The organism is Pseudomonas sp. SIMBA_041, from assembly GCF_046535095.1.
In the GTDB taxonomy this organism is placed as follows: domain Bacteria; phylum Pseudomonadota; class Gammaproteobacteria; order Pseudomonadales; family Pseudomonadaceae; genus Aquipseudomonas; species Aquipseudomonas mucoides.
In genome coordinates this window covers 615,961-636,628 of the sequence record NZ_JAWRXJ010000003.1, presented here as the reverse complement: position 1 = coordinate 636,628, position 20,668 = coordinate 615,961, and the positions used below count along the sequence as shown (strand labels likewise).

18 protein-coding genes are annotated in these 20,668 nt (G+C 58.9%); 11 read left to right on the top strand and 7 right to left on the bottom strand.

Features of this window, described 5'->3' with window-relative positions; translation table 11 throughout:
• The first annotated feature begins 17 nt into the window (after positions 1-17).
• From SB725_RS09925 to ahpF, 3 genes are all read left to right on the top strand, one after another.
• Positions 18-956, top strand: coding sequence for a site-specific integrase (locus SB725_RS09925; protein WP_027922995.1), 939 nt, complete (start codon positions 18-20; stop codon positions 954-956).
• A 150-nt stretch (positions 957-1,106) separates the two neighbouring features.
• Positions 1,107-1,670, top strand: a complete 564-nt coding sequence (ahpC, locus tag SB725_RS09920) for an alkyl hydroperoxide reductase subunit C (RefSeq protein WP_027922996.1) — start codon at positions 1,107-1,109, stop codon at positions 1,668-1,670.
• A 139-nt stretch (positions 1,671-1,809) separates the two neighbouring features.
• On the top strand, positions 1,810-3,375 hold the full coding sequence (gene ahpF, locus SB725_RS09915; protein ID WP_194940104.1) for an alkyl hydroperoxide reductase subunit F: 1,566 nt from the start codon (positions 1,810-1,812) through the stop codon (positions 3,373-3,375).
• Positions 3,376-3,463: 88 nt separating this feature from the next.
• Here ahpF and gloA read toward each other — a convergent pair whose 3' ends face one another.
• A complete protein-coding gene (gloA, locus tag SB725_RS09910) occupies positions 3,464-3,985 on the bottom strand; it encodes a lactoylglutathione lyase (protein ID WP_007946202.1) in 522 nt (173 codons plus the stop codon).
• A 145-nt stretch (positions 3,986-4,130) separates the two neighbouring features.
• Between gloA and SB725_RS09905 the strand changes: the two genes are divergently transcribed.
• Positions 4,131-4,655 (top strand): DUF4946 domain-containing protein, encoded by a 525-nt coding sequence (locus tag SB725_RS09905; RefSeq protein WP_027922998.1) that lies wholly within the window; start codon positions 4,131-4,133, stop codon positions 4,653-4,655.
• Between the two features lie 176 nt (positions 4,656-4,831).
• Here the strand turns inward: SB725_RS09905 and SB725_RS09900 are convergent, their stop codons facing one another.
• The 3 genes from SB725_RS09900 to SB725_RS09890 form a co-directional block, all read right to left on the bottom strand.
• Positions 4,832-5,197 carry a histone-like nucleoid-structuring protein, MvaT/MvaU family gene (locus SB725_RS09900; protein WP_027922999.1) on the bottom strand — a complete coding sequence of 122 codons (366 nt, stop codon included), beginning with the start codon at positions 5,195-5,197 and terminating at the stop codon, positions 4,832-4,834.
• A gap of 233 nt (positions 5,198-5,430) precedes the next feature.
• On the bottom strand, positions 5,431-6,966 hold the full coding sequence (locus tag SB725_RS09895; RefSeq protein WP_410921701.1) for an EAL domain-containing protein: 1,536 nt from the start codon (positions 6,964-6,966) through the stop codon (positions 5,431-5,433).
• Positions 6,967-7,081: 115 nt separating this feature from the next.
• Complete coding sequence (locus SB725_RS09890; protein WP_027923001.1) at positions 7,082-7,954, bottom strand: LysR family transcriptional regulator; 873 nt, start codon at positions 7,952-7,954, stop codon at positions 7,082-7,084.
• 98 nt (positions 7,955-8,052) lie between these two features.
• Here SB725_RS09890 and SB725_RS09885 point away from each other — a divergent pair, with 98 nt between their 5' ends.
• Both SB725_RS09885 and hppD read left to right on the top strand, forming a co-directional pair.
• Positions 8,053-8,970 (top strand): DMT family transporter, encoded by a 918-nt coding sequence (locus SB725_RS09885; RefSeq protein WP_371258944.1) that lies wholly within the window; start codon positions 8,053-8,055, stop codon positions 8,968-8,970.
• A 256-nt stretch (positions 8,971-9,226) separates the two neighbouring features.
• Complete coding sequence (gene hppD, locus SB725_RS09880; RefSeq protein WP_027923003.1) at positions 9,227-10,303, top strand: 4-hydroxyphenylpyruvate dioxygenase; 1,077 nt, start codon at positions 9,227-9,229, stop codon at positions 10,301-10,303.
• A gap of 126 nt (positions 10,304-10,429) precedes the next feature.
• Here hppD and rarD read toward each other — a convergent pair whose 3' ends face one another.
• Both rarD and SB725_RS09870 read right to left on the bottom strand, forming a co-directional pair.
• Entirely contained in the window at positions 10,430-11,311 is an 882-nt protein-coding gene (gene rarD / locus SB725_RS09875; protein WP_410921700.1) for an EamA family transporter RarD, read from the bottom strand.
• 195 nt (positions 11,312-11,506) lie between these two features.
• The gene (locus SB725_RS09870) at positions 11,507-12,520 is read right to left on the bottom strand and encodes an aldo/keto reductase (RefSeq protein WP_027923005.1); all 1,014 of its coding nucleotides are present in this window, start codon (positions 12,518-12,520) and stop codon (positions 11,507-11,509) included.
• 472 nt (positions 12,521-12,992) lie between these two features.
• Between SB725_RS09870 and SB725_RS09865 the strand changes: the two genes are divergently transcribed.
• A complete protein-coding gene (locus SB725_RS09865) occupies positions 12,993-13,364 on the top strand; it encodes a DUF6124 family protein (protein ID WP_059182891.1) in 372 nt (123 codons plus the stop codon).
• Positions 13,365-13,422: 58 nt separating this feature from the next.
• Here the strand turns inward: SB725_RS09865 and SB725_RS09860 are convergent, their stop codons facing one another.
• Entirely contained in the window at positions 13,423-14,733 is a 1,311-nt protein-coding gene (locus SB725_RS09860; RefSeq protein WP_027923007.1) for an MFS transporter, read from the bottom strand.
• A gap of 168 nt (positions 14,734-14,901) precedes the next feature.
• Here SB725_RS09860 and SB725_RS09855 point away from each other — a divergent pair, with 168 nt between their 5' ends.
• The 4 genes from SB725_RS09855 (at position 14,902) to SB725_RS09840 (ending at position 20,593) form a co-directional block, all read left to right on the top strand.
• Positions 14,902-16,014, top strand: a complete 1,113-nt coding sequence (locus SB725_RS09855) for a sugar diacid recognition domain-containing protein (RefSeq protein ID WP_059182892.1) — start codon at positions 14,902-14,904, stop codon at positions 16,012-16,014.
• A 287-nt stretch (positions 16,015-16,301) separates the two neighbouring features.
• Positions 16,302-17,435, top strand: coding sequence for a glycerate kinase (locus tag SB725_RS09850; protein ID WP_027923009.1), 1,134 nt, complete (start codon positions 16,302-16,304; stop codon positions 17,433-17,435).
• A gap of 301 nt (positions 17,436-17,736) precedes the next feature.
• Positions 17,737-19,362 carry a methyl-accepting chemotaxis protein gene (locus tag SB725_RS09845; protein ID WP_027923010.1) on the top strand — a complete coding sequence of 542 codons (1,626 nt, stop codon included), beginning with the start codon at positions 17,737-17,739 and terminating at the stop codon, positions 19,360-19,362.
• Between the two features lie 43 nt (positions 19,363-19,405).
• A complete protein-coding gene (locus SB725_RS09840; RefSeq protein ID WP_410921699.1) occupies positions 19,406-20,593 on the top strand; it encodes a pyridoxal phosphate-dependent aminotransferase in 1,188 nt (395 codons plus the stop codon).
• Positions 20,594-20,668 lie beyond the last annotated feature (75 nt).

Sequence of the window (20,668 nt, the reverse complement as noted above, 5' to 3'; positions counted from 1 at the left end):
TTTAGAGAGTTGAACCGATGACCGAGCTGGATCGATACCTACAGGCCGCCACGCGCGACAACACCCGGCGCAGCTACCGGGCAGCCATTGAGCATTTCGAAGTCACGTGGGGCGGGTTTCTGCCGGCCACCGCCGACAGCGTCGCGCGCTATCTGGTGGCGTATGCGGGGGAGTTGTCGATCAATACGCTGAAGTTGCGTCTGTCGGCGCTGGCGCAGTGGCACCACAGTCAGGGATTTCCTGATCCGACCAAGGCGCCAGTGGTGCGCAAGGTCTTCAAGGGGATTCGCGCGCTGCACCCGGCTCAGGAAAAACAGGCCGAACCGTTGCAACTGCAACATCTGGAGCAGGTGGTTGCCTGGTTGGAAAAAGAAGCGGCAGAAGCCAGGGCGCAGCAGGATCGACCGGCGCTCCTGCGGGCGCGGCGCGACATGGCGCTGATCCTCCTGGGATTCTGGCGCGGGTTTCGCAGTGATGAGCTGTGCCGTGTACAAATCGAGCACGTTCAAGCGATCGCCAGCTCTGGCATCACACTCTACTTACCGCGCACCAAGAGCGACCGCGAGAACCTCGGCAAGACCTACCAGACCCCAGCCTTGCAACGCCTTTGCCCGGTGAACGCTTACATCCAGTGGATCACCGAAGCCGCATTGGTTCGTGGGCCGGTGTTTCGAGGCATCGATCGCTGGGGGCACCTGAGCGAGGAGGGGTTGCACGCCAACAGTGTCATCCCGCTACTGCGCCAGGCCCTTGAGCGCGCCGGCATTCCCGCCGAGCACTACACCAGTCACTCCTTGCGACGCGGCTTTGCCAGTTGGGCCCATCAGAGTGGTTGGGACTTGAAGTCGTTGATGAGTTACGTGGGCTGGAAGGATATGAAGTCCGCCATGCGCTATGTTGAAGCCAGCCCGTTTCTGGGCATGGCCCGACTCGCGGAAAAGCCGTTGGCGCTGTAGATCACGTTTTCTTCTATTAATACCGTCGGCTAATAGCGAAAACAAATCACCAGCATGAGGTTTGCCAATGAGCCATCCGGGGATCGAGTGGGTAGGATTCACCCCATCAACTTGTTAACCCAACTTTTCAACCCTGACGGAGAGTCATCGATGCCTATCATCAACAGCCACGTTAAACCGTTCAAAGCTGACGCCTTCAAAAATGGCGACTTCGTAAAAGTGTCGGACGCTGACCTGAAAGGCAAATGGTCTGTCGTTTTCTTCTACCCGGCTGACTTCACCTTCGTTTGCCCGACCGAACTGGAAGACCTCGCTGACAACTACGACGCGTTCCAGAAACTGGGCGTCGAGATCTACAGCGTTTCCACCGATACCCACTTTGCCCACGCTGCCTGGCACAACACTTCGCCAGCCATCGGCAAAATCCAGTACACCATGATCGGTGACCCGACTCACGCCATCTCCCGCAACTTCGACGTGCTGATCGAAGACGCAGGCCTGGCTGACCGTGGCACCTTCGTGATCAACCCTGAAGGCCAGATCAAAATCGTTGAACTGAACGATGGCGGCGTTGGCCGCGACGCTTCCGAGCTGCTGCGCAAGATCAAGGCTGCCCAGTACGTCGCTGCTCACCCAGGCCAGGTTTGCCCGGCCAAGTGGAAAGAAGGCGAGGCCACTCTGGCGCCGTCCCTGGACCTGGTCGGCAAGATCTAAGTCTGTGAGCGCTACAACAGGGCGGTACGCCGCACCTACTCAGTAAGCTGCAACCGCCCTCAAAAACGCCCGGGCGAGATTCGCTCGGGCGTTTTTTTATGCCTGCTTTTCACGAAATACCAGAAAGGAAATCGCCCGTATGTTGGACGCCAATCTTAAAGCCCAGTTGAAATCGTACCTGGAACGGGTCACCCAGCCGATCGAGATCGTTGCCTCCCTCGACGACGGTGCGAAATCCCAGGAAATGCTCGAACTGTTGAAAGACGTTGCCAGTCTTTCCACGCAAATTACTTTGCTCGATAACGGTGATGACGCACGCAAGCCATCGTTCTCGATCAATCGCCCGGGCGCCGACATCAGCCTGCGCTTTGCCGGCCTCCCGATGGGCCACGAATTCACCTCGTTGGTGTTGGCGCTGTTGCAAGTCGGCGGCCACCCTTCGAAGGCCAGCGTTGAAGTGATCGAACAGATTCGCTCACTCAAAGGCGAGTTCAGCTTCGAGACTTACTTCTCGCTGTCCTGCCAGAACTGCCCGGACGTGGTCCAGGCGCTGAACCTGATGGCCGTGTTGAACCCCAACATCCGCCACGTCGCCATTGATGGCGCGCTGTTCCAGGCCGAAGTCGATGAGCGCCAAGTCATGGCAGTGCCAAGCATCTACCTGAACGGCGTGAACTTCGGCCAGGGCCGCATGGGCCTGGAAGAAATCCTCGCCAAGCTCGACACCCGCGGCATCGAGCGTCAAGCCGAGAAGCTCAGCGCCAAGGACGCCTTTGATGTATTGGTCGTCGGCGGTGGTCCAGCGGGTGCAGCAGCGGCGATCTATGCCGCGCGTAAAGGCATTCGCACCGGTGTCGCGGCAGAACGTTTTGGTGGGCAGGTGCTCGACACCATGGCCATCGAAAACTTCATCTCCGTGCAGGAAACCGAAGGGCCAAAACTGGCCAGCGCGCTCGAAGAACACGTCAAGCAATACGACGTCGATATCATGAACCTGCAACGCGCCACCGCGCTGATCCCGGCGAAGAATCCCGGTGAGTTGCATGAGGTCCGTTTCGAAAGCGGTGCCACACTGAAAACCAAGGCGCTGATTCTCGCCACCGGTGCGCGCTGGCGTGAAATGGGCGTGCCGGGCGAGCAGGAATACAAAGCCAAAGGCGTCTGTTTCTGCCCGCATTGCGACGGTCCGCTGTTCAAGGGTAAGCGTGTGGCGGTGATCGGCGGCGGTAATTCCGGCGTTGAAGCGGCCATCGACCTGGCCGGTATCGTCAGCCACGTCACGCTGCTGGAGTTCGACAGCAAACTGCGCGCCGATGCGGTGTTGCAACGCAAGCTGTTCAGCCTGCCGAACGTCACCGTCATTACCAGTGCCTTGACCAGTGAAGTAAAAGGTGATGGCCAGAAGGTGACCGGTCTGGTCTACAAAGATCGCGATTCGGGCGAGTTCAACACGGTCAACCTCGAAGGCATCTTCGTGCAGATCGGTTTGCTACCTAACACCGATTGGCTCAAGGGCACCATCGAGTTGTCGCCTCGTGGCGAGATCATCGTCGATGCTCGCGGTGAAACCTCGATGCCGGGCGTGTTTGCTGCCGGTGACGTGACCACCGTGCCGTATAAGCAGATCGTGATTGCGGTGGGCGAGGGCGCCAAGGCTTCCCTGAGCGCATTCGATCACCTGATCCGGACCTCGGCCCCCGCATAAACGCCGCCGCTGAAAACACAAAACCCCATGAGTGATCATGGGGTTTTTTGTGCTTCACACACTCCTGCAGGGGTATGTTTGGTGAAGGTTAAAGCGGAGCAGGCTGAATGATTTCAACCCAGTAAGCATCCGGGTCTTTAATGAAGGCCAGGCTCTTCATGCGTCCGTCATTCAAACGCTTCTGAAAGTCACAGCCCAGCGCTTCAAAACGTTCGCACGCCGCGCGGATGTCCGGCACGGAGATGCAAATATGACCAAAACCACGCGGGTCGGTGTTGCCGTTGTGGTAGGCGAAGTCAGGGTCGTTCTCGGTGCCGTGGTTGTGGGTCAGTTCGAGAATGCCGGGAATCGACTTCATCCACTCGGTGCGGGCGGCAGCGTCGGCCGGGATCTGGTTCTTGTCGACCAGGGCGAGGAAATACAGGCTGAATTCCGCTTCTGGAAAATCGCGTTTTTCCACCAGCGAGAAACCGAGGATACGCGTGTAGAAGTCCAGGGACTTGGTGATGTCCTTGACCCGCAGCATGGTGTGATTGAAGACGAATTTCTGGGTGGCGGTGTCAGGCTGGGCGGTGACGCCTGGGAAGGTGTTCAATTCGTGCAGGCTCATGGGCCCTCCGGAAAATAAGTGGGGCTAACGAATGGTCACAATGATACGCAAGGGCTCTGACATCACCAAACCCAAACGGTCTGCTATTGCCTGACAGGCGGGCGAGGCTCAGACTTTACGGTTCAATTCGTGAGTGTTTATTGCAATGGTTCGATTCTGTAAGCCGATGTTCGTCCTGCTGGGCCTGTTTTCAATGGTTGCCATTGCTCATGCCGAGGCGCCACAGGTGACGTGGCCCAGTGGCTGGGAAGTCGAAGCCCTTGCGCCAGACGCGGCCAATTCAGCTGTTTCCCGTCAGCGTGCGGTCAAAAACGATCAAAGCGGCACGCCAGTCATGGTCATGGAGTTGACGATGACTCAAGTCGAAAGCGGTCATCAAGTGAATGTGCAGGGCGTTTTGCTTGAGATGCGCAAAGCGGTGCAGAAAGATTTCTTTCAAAGCGGCTATCAAAGTGTCTGCAACAAAATACATCCCGCGACATTGAGCCGCCTGTCGGCGCTGGAAACAACCTGCACCATTACCCAGAACGGGCGACACGTGCTGTCGCAAACATTGGTCGGGGCGGTGGATGCCGATAAAGCCTATGTTCTTTCTTACGCAGGGCAGGCCGAGGCTTATAAGGCAAGTCAGGAAGAAATCGAGGCGGTGCGTAACAGCTTGAAACTTTAGTGTCGGGGGTTTACGTGTCAGTGGATTTTGGCGGTTTCCGACATTTTTAGATACCCAAAGGCATTAAGCATAAAGTTGATCGGTAAGTTGCGAGTTGATCCCGTCAGATCGTTGCATTTAGTGAGTATTCATGAAAAAGCCCTGCATGAGCAGGGCTTTTTGATAACCGCAAGCTGTTAGCCACGCAGCCAGGAATCAACAGTGGCTGCGCCATATTGTTCCTTCCAGGCCTTCAGGCCGCGGTGGTTGCCGCCCTTGGTTTCAATCAGTTCGCCGGTGTGCGGGTTCTGATAGACCTTGACCACGCGAGCGCGGCGGGTTTTAGGTGTTTTTGCTTGTTGCAGGCCGGATTTTGCCGGGTTCGGATCGAGGATGGCGATGATGTCACGCAGGCTTTTGCCGTAGGTTTTCATCAGCCCCTGGAGCTTTTCTTCGAATTCGATTTCTTTCTTGAGGCCGGCATCATTCTTCAGCGATTCCAGCTGCTTGAGCTGTTCCTGAAGGGCCTTTTCAGCTGCACGAAATTCAGCGAGTCTGGACAATATCTTTACTCCAATAGTGTGTTTGGCTGATACCAACCGCAAACAAAGCTATAAGCCAAGAGCCTTGAAGCGACTCGGTGATAGTGGCTCACCTGCTCATCTTGCACAGGTACGAAAAATTGTAGTAGTTAATTGGCCAAGAGTAAATCCTGACATTTTCTTCATGTAACAACAGTAGTCTTTTGATTCAATTTGGTGCGCGATGCCGATGATTCGTCGCATAAAACCATTAGTTAATGGTGGGTTAATGCGCTAATGAATTCTGCGGCGGGCATCGGTCGACCGAACAGATAACCTTGCAGGAAGTTCACACCGTGGGCGGTCAGATAGTCGCTTTGTTCTTCGGTTTCGACACCTTCGGCAACGATCCCCAGATCGAGCTTGGCCGAGAGTTCGATGATGGTGTCCAGAATATGCCGTGAAAGGGCGTCGATGCCGATCATGGCCACGAAACTCTGGTCGATTTTCAGGAAGTCCACATTGAACTGTCGCAGATAACCCAGGCTGGAATGCCCGGTGCCAAAGTCGTCAATCGCGATCATCACGCCCAGTGCATGAAGTCGTTCAAAGAGCTCCAACGTAATGTCGCTGGGCTTGATCAATTCGCGCTCGGTCAGTTCCAGCACCAGGTAAATGGAGCCGGGTGCAAAGGCACTGAGAAACTCACGACAGTCCTTGACCAGTTCCAGGTCCTTGCAGTGGCTGGCAGTGATATTGATGCCGATGTGAAAGGGCTCGGCGAACGAGGAAGAAACAGGCCCCAGCAATTGCGCAGTCTGGCGCATGAGGGAACGGGTCATGGGCACGATCAACCCGGAGTCTTCGGCGAACGGGATAAACAGATCAGGCCGGACCAGGCCTTCCTTTGGGTGCTTCCAGCGCATCAACACTTCGGTGCCGGACCACTTCCGGGTATCGCCATGCACCACGGGCTGAAACCAGGGAACAAACTCGTCGGCCGCGAGGGCGCGCTGCATTTCATGAATGGGCGACCATGAACGCCTTTGCAAGACGTGCCCGATGGCGCCCGATGCCACGCCAAAAAAAATCAGCAGGCTGAACAACGGCGGATATTCGCTGGCCATGTAACGCCAGTTTTCCCCTTCTGGGAAACCGGAGACGACTGAAAAGGCATAGCGCGAGGACGTCTGTTCGCTTTCGGCCAAGGGCAAAGCGGGCAGGGCGCCTTCGTGGACTTTGCCGTCGACCGACAACCAGTACGGCCCCACTTGCAACAGCAGTATCGTCTTGCGACCAATCAGGCGCAGCACATTAGTCAAGTGGTAACCGTCTAGCGTCGTCATCGCCCCCTGTTTTCCCTCATTCAGGCGATACACCAGCAACGCCGTATCGGGGGTGACCGGGTTGCCGTTCATAAGCCGCAACTTGCCTTGCACGTAGTTTGCGGCGTCGACCTTTTGCTGAGTGTTACCAAACAACGAAGTGCAATAAAGGTTGTCATCCCACACCAGGCTGGCCGAGCGCACAAACGGGCGGCGGGTGACTTGTTCACGCAAGGCCAGTATGACGTCGTCGCAATTTTTTCCGGCCAGCGGCAACAACTCGCTCGCGGACTGCGCCGTGTTGTCCAGCATCAGTTCGAACTGGCGCACGGCTTCGTCTGCGGTCACCCGGGTGCTTTGCTCAAGAGCTCGTCCAGCCTGCATATAGAGAATGGCAAAACCCAATATCACCGGAAGCAATCCACACAGCAGGGTCACCAGAATGCGGATGCGCAACGGGCGACGGCGTTTGGCACTCAATGGCATTCGCGAAATCTCTCACACAGAAACAGGGCTCTCAACTGCGGGCAGGACAACAACACGCCTCCCATAAAGAGTTCAGGTAGTGGCCATGATAGTTGGCCCTTGGCGCTTATGCCGCTCAATGAGCGTTCAGGCCAGTGGCCAGTTTGATAAAGGCCAGCGTCGCGGGTGACGCCTGACGCTGGTCCAGCACCGCCAGTCCGACCTGGCGAATAACGGGGGGCGACAGTGGTTTTTTCACATAGCGACTGTTGACGTTGTCGGGCAGAGAACTTTCAGCCACGACCGTCAACGCATCGCCGCGGCTGACCGTGTCCAGCGTGCTGAGCAATTGTGAGCAGCGATATCGGATGTTCGGTATGAGGCGAGCGGCGCTGAACAGTCGCGACACCAGCTCCGATGAGCCTGCCTCCGTCAGCACGAACGGGTCGTTGCACAAATCGCTCAAACTCAGATTGTCGCGATCGGCCAGTGCGTGCTCGGCAGGCACCAGTGCGACCATCTGATCTTCCAGCAGTGCGAAGGTGTCGAAGCGTTCTTCAGGCAGCACCACAAAACCGATGTCGATTCGCCGCTCTTCAAGCCATTGAATCACCTGGCGATCCGGGCCTTCGTCGATGTGGACTTCAATGCCCGGATGCGCCGTGCGGTAGTGCTGCAGGATCTGCGGCAGCAGGCGGATCGATGAGGTCGGGCCAAACGAGCCGATGCGCAACGTGCCGCGCTTCATCCCGCGCGCATCGGCCGCTTCCTGGCGCAAGGTGTTGGCCAGCCCGAGCATTGTTCGGGCGCGCATTAACAGTTGTTGGCCGATATCGCTCAGTTCGACCTGGGACTGATGCCGCCGCAGCAGTTCGACGCCGAGTTCCTGTTCCAGCGACTTGAGCGCGTGAGACACCGCCGACTGGGAAATCCCCAGGCGATTGGCTGCCGCCGTGAAGCCACGCAGTTCAGCAACCAGTGAGAAAATCTCGAGTTGAGTCAGGGTCATGAGTTTTTACTCATTTTACGATGATCGTTGATTAGTCGAATGATACGTCATCTTCCTCGCCCTGGTTTTGCTTCTCCATGACAATCTCTGCGAAAACAATGACTTCGCACACACCGGTGTATCTGAAACTCGCCGCCGTCACCATGATCTGGGGCGGGACATTTGTGGCCGGGCGTTTTCTCGCCGACAGTCTCAGCCCGTTGTTCGCCGCCAGCCTGCGGTTCCTGCTGGCCAGCGCGGCGTTGTTGCTGTTTCTGCTGTTGGCGCGTATCCCGTTGATCCGGCCGAACCCGCAACAATGGCTGCGACTGGCGCTGCTGGGGTTCTTCGGGATCTTCTTCTATAACCTGTGCTTCTTTTATGGGCTGCATTACATCAACGCCTCGCGAGCCTCGTTGATTGTTGCGCTGAACCCGGCAGTGATCGGCCTCGCCTCATGGTTGCTGTTCAAGGAGCGCCTGAGCCGGGCCAAAGTCTTCGGCATCGTGATTTGTATGGCCGGGGCGAGTGTGGTGATTGCCAGTCGTAACCCGCAGCTATTGGCCGGCAACGCTGATGCCTGGATAGGTGACTTGCTGATTTTCGGCTGCGTGCTCGGCTGGGGTATTTATTCGCTGTTCTCCAAAGCGCTGAATCATTCGCTGGGGCCGGTGCAGACGGTGACGTATTCGATTCTGTTGGGCACGGCGATGCTCTGGGTGACCAGTGCCGTGCGCGGTGAACTGAGTGTCAGCGCGCTGCTCAGCCTCGGTCCGCAACAATGGCTGAGCCTGATGTACCTCGGGGTTTTGGGTTCGGCGCTGGCCTACATTGGTTATTACGACGGCATCCGCCAGATCGGCGCGACGCGTTCAGGAGTGTTCATAGCCTTGAACCCGTTGACCGCCGTCATCCTCGGCGCACTGTTGCTGGGCGAGCCGTTGACACTGGCGATGTACCTTGGCGGCGTGTTGATTCTGGCGGGGATTTTCCTCTGTAATAAACCCCTTGCGCGAGTAGGGGAAAAGGGGATTTGATACAGAAGGCGGACAAACCGATTTACGCTGTGTAGAATCGGGTTACGCATACAATAATAAACGTCTTCTGGCAGCAGAAGCCTCGCCCGCAAGAGCCTTGGGTCGACAATGAAGAGTTTTGGGTTTCAATTGATCTACGGTGACTTCCTCGCCCGCAGCGTGCGGGGCATCTCCTGTGCGCCACCCGCCGGTCTCAGCATTGCTAGCAACTAACACTTTTTAACTGTTAATTCTAAAAGCATGATGAGGCGCCAAAATGGCAGATTTATACGAAAACCCAATGGGCCTGATGGGCTTTGAGTTCATCGAATTCGCATCGCCAACCCCGAACACCCTGGAGCCGATCTTCGAGATCATGGGCTTCACCAAGGTGGCGACCCACCGCTCCAAAGACGTGCACCTGTATCGCCAGGGCGCGATCAACCTGATCCTCAACAACGAACCGCACAGCGTTGCTTCGTACTTCGCGGCCGAGCACGGCCCGTCGGTATGCGGCATGGCGTTTCGCGTCAAGGATTCGCAGCTCGCCTACAAGCGCGCACTGGAACTCGGCGCCCAGCCGATCCACATCGAAACCGGTCCGATGGAACTGAACCTGCCGGCGATCAAAGGCATTGGCGGTGCGCCGCTGTACCTGATCGACCGTTTCGGCGAAGGCAGCTCGATCTATGACATCGACTTCGTGTTCATCGAAGGTGTGGACCGCAATCCGGTCGGTGCCGGCCTGAAAATCATCGACCACCTGACGCACAATGTGTATCGCGGTCGCATGGCCTACTGGGCCAACTTCTACGAGAAGCTGTTCAACTTCCGCGAAATTCGCTACTTCGACATCAAGGGCGAATACACCGGCCTGACCTCCAAGGCCATGACCGCGCCGGACGGCATGATCCGCATCCCGCTGAACGAAGAGTCGTCCAAGGGCGCCGGGCAGATCGAAGAGTTCCTGATGCAGTTCAACGGCGAAGGCATCCAGCACGTTGCGTTCCTGTCCGATGACCTGATCAAGACCTGGGATCACCTGAAAAGCATCGGCATGCGCTTCATGACCGCGCCACCGGAAACGTATTACGAAATGCTCGAAGGCCGTTTGCCAAACCACGGCGAGCCGGTGGATCAACTGCAAGCGCGGGGCATTCTGCTGGACGGTTCGTCCGAGTCGGGTGACAAGCGCCTGCTGTTGCAGATCTTCTCGGAAACCCTGATGGGGCCGGTGTTTTTCGAATTCATCCAGCGTAAAGGCGACGATGGTTTCGGCGAAGGCAACTTCAAGGCGCTGTTTGAATCGATCGAACGCGACCAGGTTCGTCGTGGCGTGCTCGCCACCGAGTAACCCGCCACACCACTAAACCTGCAGGAGTGAGCCTGCTCGCGATAGCTGTCTTTCAGTCAACATTGATGTTGAATTAGAAGACGCTGTCGCGAGCAGGCTCACTCCTGCATTTGTTTTGTGTAAGGCTTAAGGGCGGCGCTGTCGCATCAGGTGTTTGAAGCCTTCGAACACCAGCACCACCACCGCCATCCAGATCGGAATATAGGTCAACCATTCCCCAGGCTTGATGCTTTCCCCCAGCAGCAACGCCACGCCCAGCAACAACACCGGCTCGACGTAACTCAACAACCCGAAAAGACTAAACGGCAACAAGCGGCTGGCGATGATGTAGACCACCAATGCCGACGCGCTGATCACCCCCAGGATCGGGATCAACAGCGACAGCCACGGGTGTTGATCGAACACGCCGAAGCCTTGCTCGCCACTTTGCACAAACCAGAATGCCACCGGCAGCGTCAACGCCATGTCCAGCCACAAACCACCGAGGTTGTCCGAGGCCAGGCGCTTGCGCCCGATGAAATAGGTGGGATAACCAATGCACACCAGCAACGTCGCCCAGGAAAAACCACCGACCTGATACACCTCATTGATCACGCCGAGGCAGGCCAGTACCACGGCGACTTTTTGCAGGTAGGACAAGCGTTCGCCGTAGGCGATTCGCCCGGTCAGCACCATCGTCAGTGGCAGCAGGAAATACCCCAGTGATACGTCCAGGCTGTAGCCGTTGAGCGGCGCCCACATGAACAGCCAGAGTTGCACGCCAAGCAGGGCCGAGGAGGCGATCAGGGCGGCGATCAATGTCGGATTCGCCATGGCGCGCCGGACAATCTCCACCACGCGCGTCCACTCGCCGGACACCACCATGAACACGGTCATGCAGGGCACGGTCAGCAACATGCGCCAGCCGAAAATTTCCACGCCGCTCAGGGGCGTGAGCAACGACGTGTAGTAGTACATGACGGCAAACAGCACCGAGGCCGACACCGATAAAGCGATACCTTTAGACAAACTGCCCTCGCGAGGTTGAAGGTGAAACAGGGCGCAGAGGATACGTGGTTTTACAGTCGAATATCGGCTGATCAATCACCACAAACCTAGTGTGGGAGCGTAGCTTGCCCGCGATGCAGACACCGCGGTACATCCCTCAGACCGCGTCGATGCCATCGCGGGCAAGCCACGCTCCCACACGGGTTGTGTGTTTCTTCAGTGGGTGCGGGGTTTACGGCCCGACACAAAATGGCTCACGTCATTAAACCCCGGCGTCGACGAGTGCCCCGGCACCACCAGCGAATCAATAAACGCCTCATCCTGCGCCGTAATCTTCACCGCTTGCGCCTTGGTGTACGCGTCCCACTGTTCTTCGGTGCGCGGCCCGACAATCGCTGAAGTGACCGCGCCGTTGTTCAGCACCCAGGCAATCGCAAACTCGACAATCCCCACGCCACGTTCCTGGGTGTACTGCTGAATCTGCTGGGCAATGCGCAACGACTCAACCCGCCATTCGGTTTCCAGAATGCGTTTGTCGGCACGCCCGGCGCGGCTATCGGCGTCCGGCTTCACATCCGGCGCATATTTGCCGCTGAGCACACCTCGCGCCAACGGGCTGTAAGGCACAACACCCAGACCATAATTGTGGGCGGCGGTGATTTGTTCGGTCTCGGCCTGACGGTTGACGATGTTGTACAGCGGTTGGCTGATCACTGGCCGGTCGACGCCCAGTTGATCGGCCACACGGATCACCTCGGCAATGCGCCAGCCACGGTAGTTCGACAAACCCCAATAGCGAACCTTGCCCTGACGAATCAGGTCGCCCATCGCCGACACGGTCACTTCCAGCGGCGTGTTGTGGTCTTCGCGGTGCAGGTAATAGATGTCGAGGTAGTCAGTGCCCAAACGGGTCAGGCTGGCGTCGATGCCGTTGAACAGGTGTTTGCGGCTCAAGCCGCTGCGGTTCGGTACACCGTCCACCGGGCCGAAGCCAACCTTGGTCGCCAGCACCCATTCGTGGCGGTTGCCGGCAATCGCTTCGCCGACGATTTCTTCGGAACGCCCGCCGGTGTAAACGTCGGCGGTGTCGATGAAATTGATGCCCTGGTCCCAGGCCTTGTCGATGATCCGCAGGGAATCTTCGGTGCTGGTCTGTTCGCCGAACATCATGGTGCCCAGGGTCAGGGTAGAGACCTGTAAACCTGAATGACCCAGCGTGCGATAGCTCATGAGGAAATCCTTTTACCGGTGGGGGGGGGAAAGGCCTCAATCAAATACCAGAACCGTCGTCGGGAGCAATCGGAATATCAGCTCAATGGTGGAGCCAGTGTAGGAATGAGCCTGTGGCAATAAACAGCAATGTTTAAACGGGCGGGAGGGAAGGGATTGGAGGCTACATAACCTTGCGCCGTTGCCTACGACTGCGCCAGAATCCGCCGGCTTGTGCGCCTTGGGGCTGGGCTCTATCGTTTGCTCGTCGCTGAAAAACAGCGATCGGGTTTGGTAGCCCGGGATTTACGTAAGGTTCGCAGCATCACTATTTCGTGGCGTCTTTCGTCTCGACTTTATGGTGGTCATGCACAGGGCGTCTTCGGGCGCGCCGGTCTCCTTGCGTCCCGGTCTACCAACCTGCGTATGGCCACCACCTCTTCGTTTGGTAGCGAAAGTGATGGCTCCTTATTCGACGCAAGGAGTTTCATCTATGTTCAAGATCACACCCAACCCACCAGAAACCGACATCGACACCGACGACGTTTCGCCGTACGAATCCACCAATCCCAAAAAACTCAACACCGCCGCCGACCGCGCCCTCGATTACTACCTCAAACCGGTCATCCCCAAAGACACCCCACGCAAACCCAGCACCATCTATTCCATCGGCCCCGACACCGATCACGAAACCCTGCTGGTCAACGCCTGCGAGACGTTGGCGTCAGCGAGTGTGATGTTGAGTGATTTCGCCGGGCAACTGAACGGCACACAGCGCCATACACTGCTGGGCATTCAAAACTCCGTCATGCTGGGTGAACTGGCGGTGAACCGGATGCTGGATAACGTCGACCCGTATAGCTAAAGCGGTCTCGAGATGATCGTTCCCACGCGCGTGGGAACGATCAGGGGCAGAGGCTTCGTTACACCCGCAACGTCCGCGTCATCCGCAGTGCCAGCAAGCTGCCACCCACAATCACACCCGCCAGCAGATAAAGCGCAGCATCCGTCGAACCGGTGCTGTCCTTGACCCAGCCCACCAGGTAAGGGCTGAGGAAACCTGCCATCTGCCCCATGGAGTTGATCAACGCCAGACCACCCGCCGCCGCGCCCGCGCTCAGCAGTGCCGTCGGCACCGGCCAGAACATCGGCAGGCCGGTGAGGGCGCCCATGGTGGCGATGCTCAGGCCGAGAATCGCAATCGCCGGCGTCGTCGCGAAATTCACCGCGATCAACAGACCCACCGCGCCCATCAACATCGGCACCACCAAATGCCAGCGACGTTCCTTGCGCAGGTCCGCCGAGCGACCGACCAGCAACATGAACACCGCCGCCAACAGGTACGGAATCGCACTCAACCAGCCGATCACCAGGTTATCGCTGAAGCCCAGGTTCTTGATGATCGACGGCAGCCAGAAGTTGATCGCGTACACGCCGCTCTGGATGCAGAAGTAGATCAAACCAAACGCCCAGATCGCCGGGTTTTTGAACACCGCCAGCAACGAATCCGTGGTGGTTTTCGGCTTGTTGGCCAAGTCTTCAGCGTGATCCGCTTCCAGTACCGAGCGCTCGAACGGGGTCAGCCATTTGGCGTTGGCGTAGCTGTCGCTCAGCAGGAAATAGGCGAGGGCACCGAGGATCACAGTCGGAATGCCTTGCAGCAGGAACATCCACTGCCAGCCGGCCAAGCCGCCCTGGCCTGCACCAAAGTGATTGAGGATCCAGCCAGAAAACGGGCTGCCGAGCAGGCCGGACACCGGGATCGCCGACATGAACAGCGCCATGATGCGGCCCCGGCGGAAGGTCGGGAACCATTGCGATAGATACAGGACCACGCCCGGGAAGAACCCGGCTTCGGCGGCGCCGGTGAACAGGCGCAGGGTGTAGAACTCGGTCGGGGTGGTGACGAACAGCAGGCACGTCGAGAGCGTGCCCCAGACGATCATCATCAGCGCGATCCAGCGTCGCGGGCCGAATTTGGTCAGGGCCAGGTTGCTCGGCACGCCGCACAGCACGTAGCCAATAAAGAAGATCCCGGCACCGAGGCCGTACACGGTTTCGCTGAATTTCAGGGCGTCGAGCATCTGCAGTTTGGCAAATCCAACGTTCACCCGGTCGAGGTAGTTGAACAGGTAGCAGATGAAGATGAAGGGGATCAAACGCAGGGTAATGCGTTTGTAGACGGCGTTTTTCTCGTCAACGATGGCCTGGGTAGCGGCGGCGCTCTGTGACATGGCGGCTCTCTCTTTATTATGATTTTTTTTTTTGCAAGGGTAACGTTGATCGCCCAGTGAGTCTCGGCCACGCCTTGGGTGGTTGTCTTTGTGCCTGAGCACAGGGTTTGCGACCAAGGCCTGTGCGGGTGAACAACCCGTCCCACCCCGTTTTCAAGGATCACCGTTATGTTCGAACTCGATCACGACCTGGCCCAGGACATCGTCGACCGGGCGATGGCCATCCTGCCGTACAACGTCAACGTGATGGACAGCCAGGGATTGATTCTCGGCAGCGGCGAACCGGAGCGCATCAACACCCGCCACGAGGGTGCGCAATTGGTGCTGGCCAACGGGCGGGTGGTGGAAATCGACGCGCAAACGGCAATGCATCTCAAGGGCGTGCAACCGGGGATCAACTTGCCGCTGCTGCTGGATGGGCGCTTGATTGGCGTGCTTGGCATCACTGGCGAGCCCGAGCCGTTGCGCACCTATGCCGAGTTGGTGCGGATGACCGCCGAGATGCTGGTCGGCCAGCGCAATCAGCAGGCCGACCAGCAATGGCGGCGTCAGCGTTGTGACGATCTGCTCGCGTTGCTGCTGAGCGAGGCCGGGGACTCGCCGCGCTTGCTCGATGAGGCGCAGCAATTGGGGCTCAAGCCGCAGATGACGCGGGTGCCGTATCTTTTTGAACTGGGCTTGGAACACGGCCCGGCGCAAACCGTTGAAGCGCTGAGCGCCTGGCTGATGTCGCGTTACCCGGACAGTTGGTGCGTGAGTTCGGCGAAGTCGTCGTTGCTGTGGTGCCGACCGGCTTCGCAATCGATCGAGAATGATCGGCTGCTGGAAAAACTCGACGGCTTGGGCTGGAACATTTTGCGCATCGCCGTGGGCGGGCAGGCCGATGGCTTATCGGGGCTGCGCCGCTGCTACCGGCGCGTGGGTGATTTGTTGGCGTATGGACGCGATGTGTTGCCGCGTTCGCGCTTGCTGACGCTGACCCGTTATCGATTGCCGGTGATGCTGTGGCGGCATCGTAATGACGATGCGCTGGACGAATTGCTCAAGCCGCTGCGCAAAGTCATTGCCAAGGATGGCAACGGTCAACTGTTGGCGACGCTGCGCAGCTGGTGTGATCACGATGGTCAGAGCCAGGCGTGTGCTGATGCGCTGGGGATTCATCGCAATAGCTTGCGGTATCGGATGGAGCGGATTGCCGAGTTGAGTGGGGTTGATCCTCTCAGGCTGGACGGGATGCTTGCGCTCTACCTCGGCGTCCAGCTCCTGCCCCAAACCGACTGACCGAACACAACCCCTGTAGCAGCTGCCGAGCCTGCGAGGCTGCGTTCGGCTGCGCAGCAGTCGTAAAATCACGCACTGCGGTGTGTCAGGGAAATTGCGCTTGCCGGGTTTACGACGACTTCGCGGCCGAACGCAGCCTCGCAGGCTCGGCAGCGGCTACAACACAGTGTGTAGTCGTGCGGTTTTGTGAAAATGAACAATAAACGCCACACCCACTTGTGCAGCGGACTGGCGTTATTGTCCGGGGCTACTGGCAGCATGGAGCGCATTGGAACTGGAGAATTCGCATGAAAATCGTCATCGCCCCCGATTCGTTCAAGGACAGCCTCAGCGCCCAAGGCGTGGCCGACGCCATTGCATTGGGGCTGGCAGACGTGTGGCCGGACGCGCACTTGGTCAAATGCCCGATGGCCGACGGCGGCGAAGGCACGGTCGAGTCTATTCTGGCCGCGTGCAAGGGCGAATGGCGCCGCACGAAGGTGCGGGGGCCACTCGGTGCAACCGTTGACGCCGCCTGGGGCTGGCTCCCGCACAACCACACCGCGATCATCGAAATGGCCGAGGCCAGTGGCCTGCAACTGGTTCCGCCGGGCAAACGCGACGCGTGCACCAGCAGCACCTTCGGCACCGGCGAGCTCATTCGCGCGGCACTCGATGCCCGTGCGCAACGGGTGATTCTGGCAATTGGTGGTAGCGCCACCAACGATGGCGGTGCCGGGGCGATGCAGGCGCTGGGCGTGAAGTTGCTGGATGCGCAGGGGCAAACCCTGGCACCGGGCGGTTTGGCGTTGGCGCAACTGGATCGCATTGATCTGAGCGGCATGGATTCGCGCCTGAGTGGCGTGCGTTTTGACATTGCTGCCGACGTTAACAATCCACTGTGCGGCCCTCACGGCGCTTCGGCGATTTTCGGCCCGCAGAAAGGCGCATCGCCCGAGCAAGTCCAGAAACTGGATAACGCGCTGGGGCACTTTGCCCAACTGTGTGCGCGTGCGTTGGGTCACGACGTCAAGGACGAACCGGGCAGTGGGGCGGCCGGCGGTCTGGGATTTGCCGCCAAGGCGTTTCTCGGCGCGCAGTTCCAGGCCGGTGTGGACGTGGTTGCCGAGTTGGTTGGGCTGGCTGAAGCCGTGCAAGGTGCCGACCTGGTGATTACCGGCGAAGGGCGTTTCGATGCGCAGACCTTGCGCGGCAAGACGCCGTTCGGCGTGGCGCGCATTGCCCGGCAGCAAGGCGTGCCGGTGATCGTGATCGCGGGCACGTTGGGCGAGGGTTATCAGGCGTTGTACGAGCACGGCATCGATGCGGCGTTTGCCTTGGCCAGTGGTCCGATGACGCTGGAACAGGCGTGCGCCGAAGCGCCACGGTTGCTGAAAGATCGCGCGAGCGACATCGCACGGGTCTGGCGAATCGCTAAGTAGCAGCTGTCGAGCCTGCGAGGCTGCGTTCGAGTGTGCAGCAGTCGCAGGATCTAAAAAACGCGACCGCTTCGCAGTCGAACGCACCCTTCGGCAGCTGCTACAGGGATTTGTGTTTCATGAGTGAAACACTCATCCCCCCCGAAATATATTTGCTCATCCCCCGCAGAAATCCTCATCCCCGGCCGATACAACTTATAGACGCTCACACACCCGATTCGACAGTGGCGCCGAGCTGAAGGAACGCCCCTTCAGTGATCACCGGCAAGGATGCTCGCAGCCTCAATCACCCGAGAATCCACTTATGTCACTGCGTAATCTGAACATCGCGCCTCGCGCCTTCCTCGGTTTTGCTTTCATTGCCTTGCTCGTCATCGTGCTGGGTGTGTTTGCCGTGAACCGCATGTCGATCATCCGTCAATCCTCAATCGATATGAGCAGTACTCAACTGCCCAGCGTCAGCTTCCTGGGCAATGTCACCGAAAATATCCTGCGCATGCGCATTTTGTCGTTCCGGATTCTGGTCAACCGCGAACCGGCCAGCCTGCAAGAAGCCGAAACCCGCATTGCCGTGCTCACCGACAAGGCGCGCAAGGCGCAGGCCAGCTATGCCGCATTGCCGATGGGCCCGGACGAAGCGGCGCTGTATAAAGTGTTCAGCGCGACGCTGGACAATTACATGCAAGCGCAGCGCGAAATGTTGGACCTTTCGCGCCAGAACAAGGTCGAGGAGCTGCGCACCTTGATCAACACGCGGATCAAGGACGGCACCGACCTGATGGGCGAACAGCTGAATAAGCTGGTGGCCTATAACAATGAGGCCGCGAAAACGGCCGGTGTCACCGCCGAAGAAAACTACAACACCGCCGTGTACGGCATCATTCTGGTGTCGGTGCTGGCGTCGCTCATGACTGTGCTGCTGGCCTGGCTGCTGACCCGCAGCATCGTCACCCCGCTGAACCGCGCGGTGCAGGCGGCCGAAACCATCGCCGGCGGCAACCTGACCAAAGTTATCGAGATTGACGGCAAGGACGAACCGGCTCGTTTGCTCGGCGCCTTGGCCGCCATGCAAACCAACCTGCGCCAAACCATCGAACAGATCGCCGGTTCCGCCACGCAACTGGGCGCTGCCGCTGAAGAGCTCAGCACCGTGACCGAGGAAGCCTCGCGCGGCCTGCAACAGCAAAACAACGAAATCGAACAAGCTGCCACCGCCGTCAACGAAATGACCGCCGCCGTGGAAGAGGTCGCGCGCAACGCGGTGTCGACCTCGGAAGCCTCCAGCCAGTCGACCCAAGCCGCCCGCGAAGGCCGTGACCGGGTGGTGGAAACCGTCAACGCAATCCAGACCATGACCCACGACGTGCAAAACACCTCGGTGATGATCGAAGGGCTGGCCGCGCAGGGCCGTGACATCGGCAAAGTGCTGGACGTTATTCGCGCCATCGCCGAACAAACCAACCTGCTGGCACTCAACGCCGCCATCGAAGCTGCCCGTGCCGGTGAAGCCGGACGAGGCTTCGCCGTGGTGGCAGACGAGGTGCGGGCATTGGCCCATCGCACTGCGCAATCGACCCAGGAAATCGAAAAAATGGTCGCCGGCATCCAGAACGGCACCGGCCAAGCGGTTTCGTCGATGCAGCAAAGCAATCAGCGCACCCAAAGCACCCTGGAAATGGCCCGCGCCGCCGGTGTCGCGCTGGAGCAGATCACCCAGTCGATCCACTTGATCAACGAACGCAACCTGGTGATCGCCAGTGCGTCGGAAGAACAGGCGCAAGTGTCCCGCGAAGTCGACCGCAACCTGGTGAACATCCGCGACCTGGCCACTCAGTCCGCGACCGGTGCCAACCAGACCAGCGTCGCCACCCATGAACTGTCGCGCCTGGCGGTGGATTTGAATGCGATGGTGGCGCGTTTCGTGATTTGAGATAGGGTGAAGGCTGGGAGTCCGCGCGCGACAGGAGAATCACATGCGCTATTCAGCCTTGACCCAACGAATCGCCGGCGACGGAGCGGCAGCCTGGCGGATTCATGACCGAGCGCTGGACATGCGCGAGCAGGGCATTGATGTCCTGCTTCTGTCGATCGGCGATCCGGATTTCGACACGCCACCACCGATTGTCCAGGCCGCTATCGACAGCTTGCAGGCCGGCGACACCCACTACCCGGACGTGCGCGGCAGCCGCGGATTGCGCAGCAGCATCGCGCGACGCCATAGGCAACGCAGTGGTCAGGCGGTGGACGCCGATCATGTGATTGTGTTTCCGGGGGCGCAATGCGCGGTGTATTCCGTTGCGCAATGCCTGCTCGATCCGGGTGATGAAGTGATCGTCGCCGAACCGATGTACGTGACCTATGAAGGGGTGTTCGGCGCCTGTGCCGCTAAAGTGGTGCCGGTGGCGGTGCGGCCGGAGAACGGCTTTCGCGTTGACCCGGCGGATGTGGCGGCGCTGATCACGCCCAGGACTCGTGTCCTGTTGCTCAACAGTCCGAACAATCCGTCGGGTGCCAGCCTGTCCTTGAAGACCTGGCAAGCGCTGGCAGCATTGTGCGTGCGCCATGACCTGTGGCTGATCAGCGATGAGGTCTACAGCGACTTGTTGTTCGAGGGCGAACACATCAGCCCGGCGAGTTTGCCGGGCATGGCCGAGCGCACCGCGACCATCAACAGCCTGTCCAAATCCCACGCCATGAGCGGCTGGCGCGTGGGGTGGTCGATCGGGCCGAAACCCATGGCCGAGCACCTGGTGAATCTGTCGTTGTGCATGTTGTTCGGGATTCCGGACTTCATCCAGAACGCCGCGCAATTGGCGCTGGATCAAAACTTGCCGGAAGTGGCGCTGATGCGCGAGGAATATCGTCAGCGTCGGGATCTGGTGTGCGCACGGTTGAGCGGATGCCCCGGCATCCAGCCGATCCGTCCGGATGGCGGCATGTTTGTGATGGTTGACGTACGCCAGACCGGGCTCGGCGCCCAGGGCTTTGCCGAACGGTTGCTTGAGGGTTATGGGGTGTCGGTGCTGGCCGGGGAGGCGTTCGGGCCGAGTGCGGCGGGGCATATCCGGATTGGGTTGGTGGTGGATCAGGTGAAGCTGGCGGATGCGTGTCGGCGGATTGCGTTGTGTGCGGCGGACCTGCTGGAGGCGCGTAGAGCCTGAAGTTATTGGCCTCATCGCGAGCAAGCTCGCTCCCACAGGGGTTTGTGAACGCCACAGATCCAATGTGGGAGCGAG

What these genes read in the sequence shown, in the direction of transcription:
- SB725_RS09850 (WP_027923009.1), top strand. Translation starts at nt 16,302, where the DNA reads ATGAAAATCGTCATCGCCCCCGATTCGTTCAAGGACAGCCTCAGCGCC.
- ahpC (WP_027922996.1), top strand. Translation starts at nt 1,107, where the DNA reads ATGCCTATCATCAACAGCCACGTTAAACCGTTCAAAGCTGACGCCTTC.
- SB725_RS09885 (WP_371258944.1), top strand. Translation starts at nt 8,053, where the DNA reads ATGACTTCGCACACACCGGTGTATCTGAAACTCGCCGCCGTCACCATG.
- SB725_RS09895 (WP_410921701.1), bottom strand. Translation starts at nt 6,966, where the DNA reads ATGCCATTGAGTGCCAAACGCCGTCGCCCGTTGCGCATCCGCATTCTG.
- SB725_RS09840 (WP_410921699.1), top strand. Translation starts at nt 19,406, where the DNA reads ATGCGCTATTCAGCCTTGACCCAACGAATCGCCGGCGACGGAGCGGCA.
- SB725_RS09905 (WP_027922998.1), top strand. Translation starts at nt 4,131, where the DNA reads ATGGTTCGATTCTGTAAGCCGATGTTCGTCCTGCTGGGCCTGTTTTCA.
- hppD (WP_027923003.1), top strand. Translation starts at nt 9,227, where the DNA reads ATGGCAGATTTATACGAAAACCCAATGGGCCTGATGGGCTTTGAGTTC.
- ahpF (WP_194940104.1), top strand. Translation starts at nt 1,810, where the DNA reads ATGTTGGACGCCAATCTTAAAGCCCAGTTGAAATCGTACCTGGAACGG.
- SB725_RS09855 (WP_059182892.1), top strand. Translation starts at nt 14,902, where the DNA reads ATGTTCGAACTCGATCACGACCTGGCCCAGGACATCGTCGACCGGGCG.
- SB725_RS09890 (WP_027923001.1), bottom strand. Translation starts at nt 7,954, where the DNA reads ATGACCCTGACTCAACTCGAGATTTTCTCACTGGTTGCTGAACTGCGT.
- SB725_RS09870 (WP_027923005.1), bottom strand. Translation starts at nt 12,520, where the DNA reads ATGAGCTATCGCACGCTGGGTCATTCAGGTTTACAGGTCTCTACCCTG.
- SB725_RS09860 (WP_027923007.1), bottom strand. Translation starts at nt 14,733, where the DNA reads ATGTCACAGAGCGCCGCCGCTACCCAGGCCATCGTTGACGAGAAAAAC.
- SB725_RS09925 (WP_027922995.1), top strand. Translation starts at nt 18, where the DNA reads ATGACCGAGCTGGATCGATACCTACAGGCCGCCACGCGCGACAACACC.
- SB725_RS09845 (WP_027923010.1), top strand. Translation starts at nt 17,737, where the DNA reads ATGTCACTGCGTAATCTGAACATCGCGCCTCGCGCCTTCCTCGGTTTT.
- gloA (WP_007946202.1), bottom strand. Translation starts at nt 3,985, where the DNA reads ATGAGCCTGCACGAATTGAACACCTTCCCAGGCGTCACCGCCCAGCCT.
- SB725_RS09865 (WP_059182891.1), top strand. Translation starts at nt 12,993, where the DNA reads ATGTTCAAGATCACACCCAACCCACCAGAAACCGACATCGACACCGAC.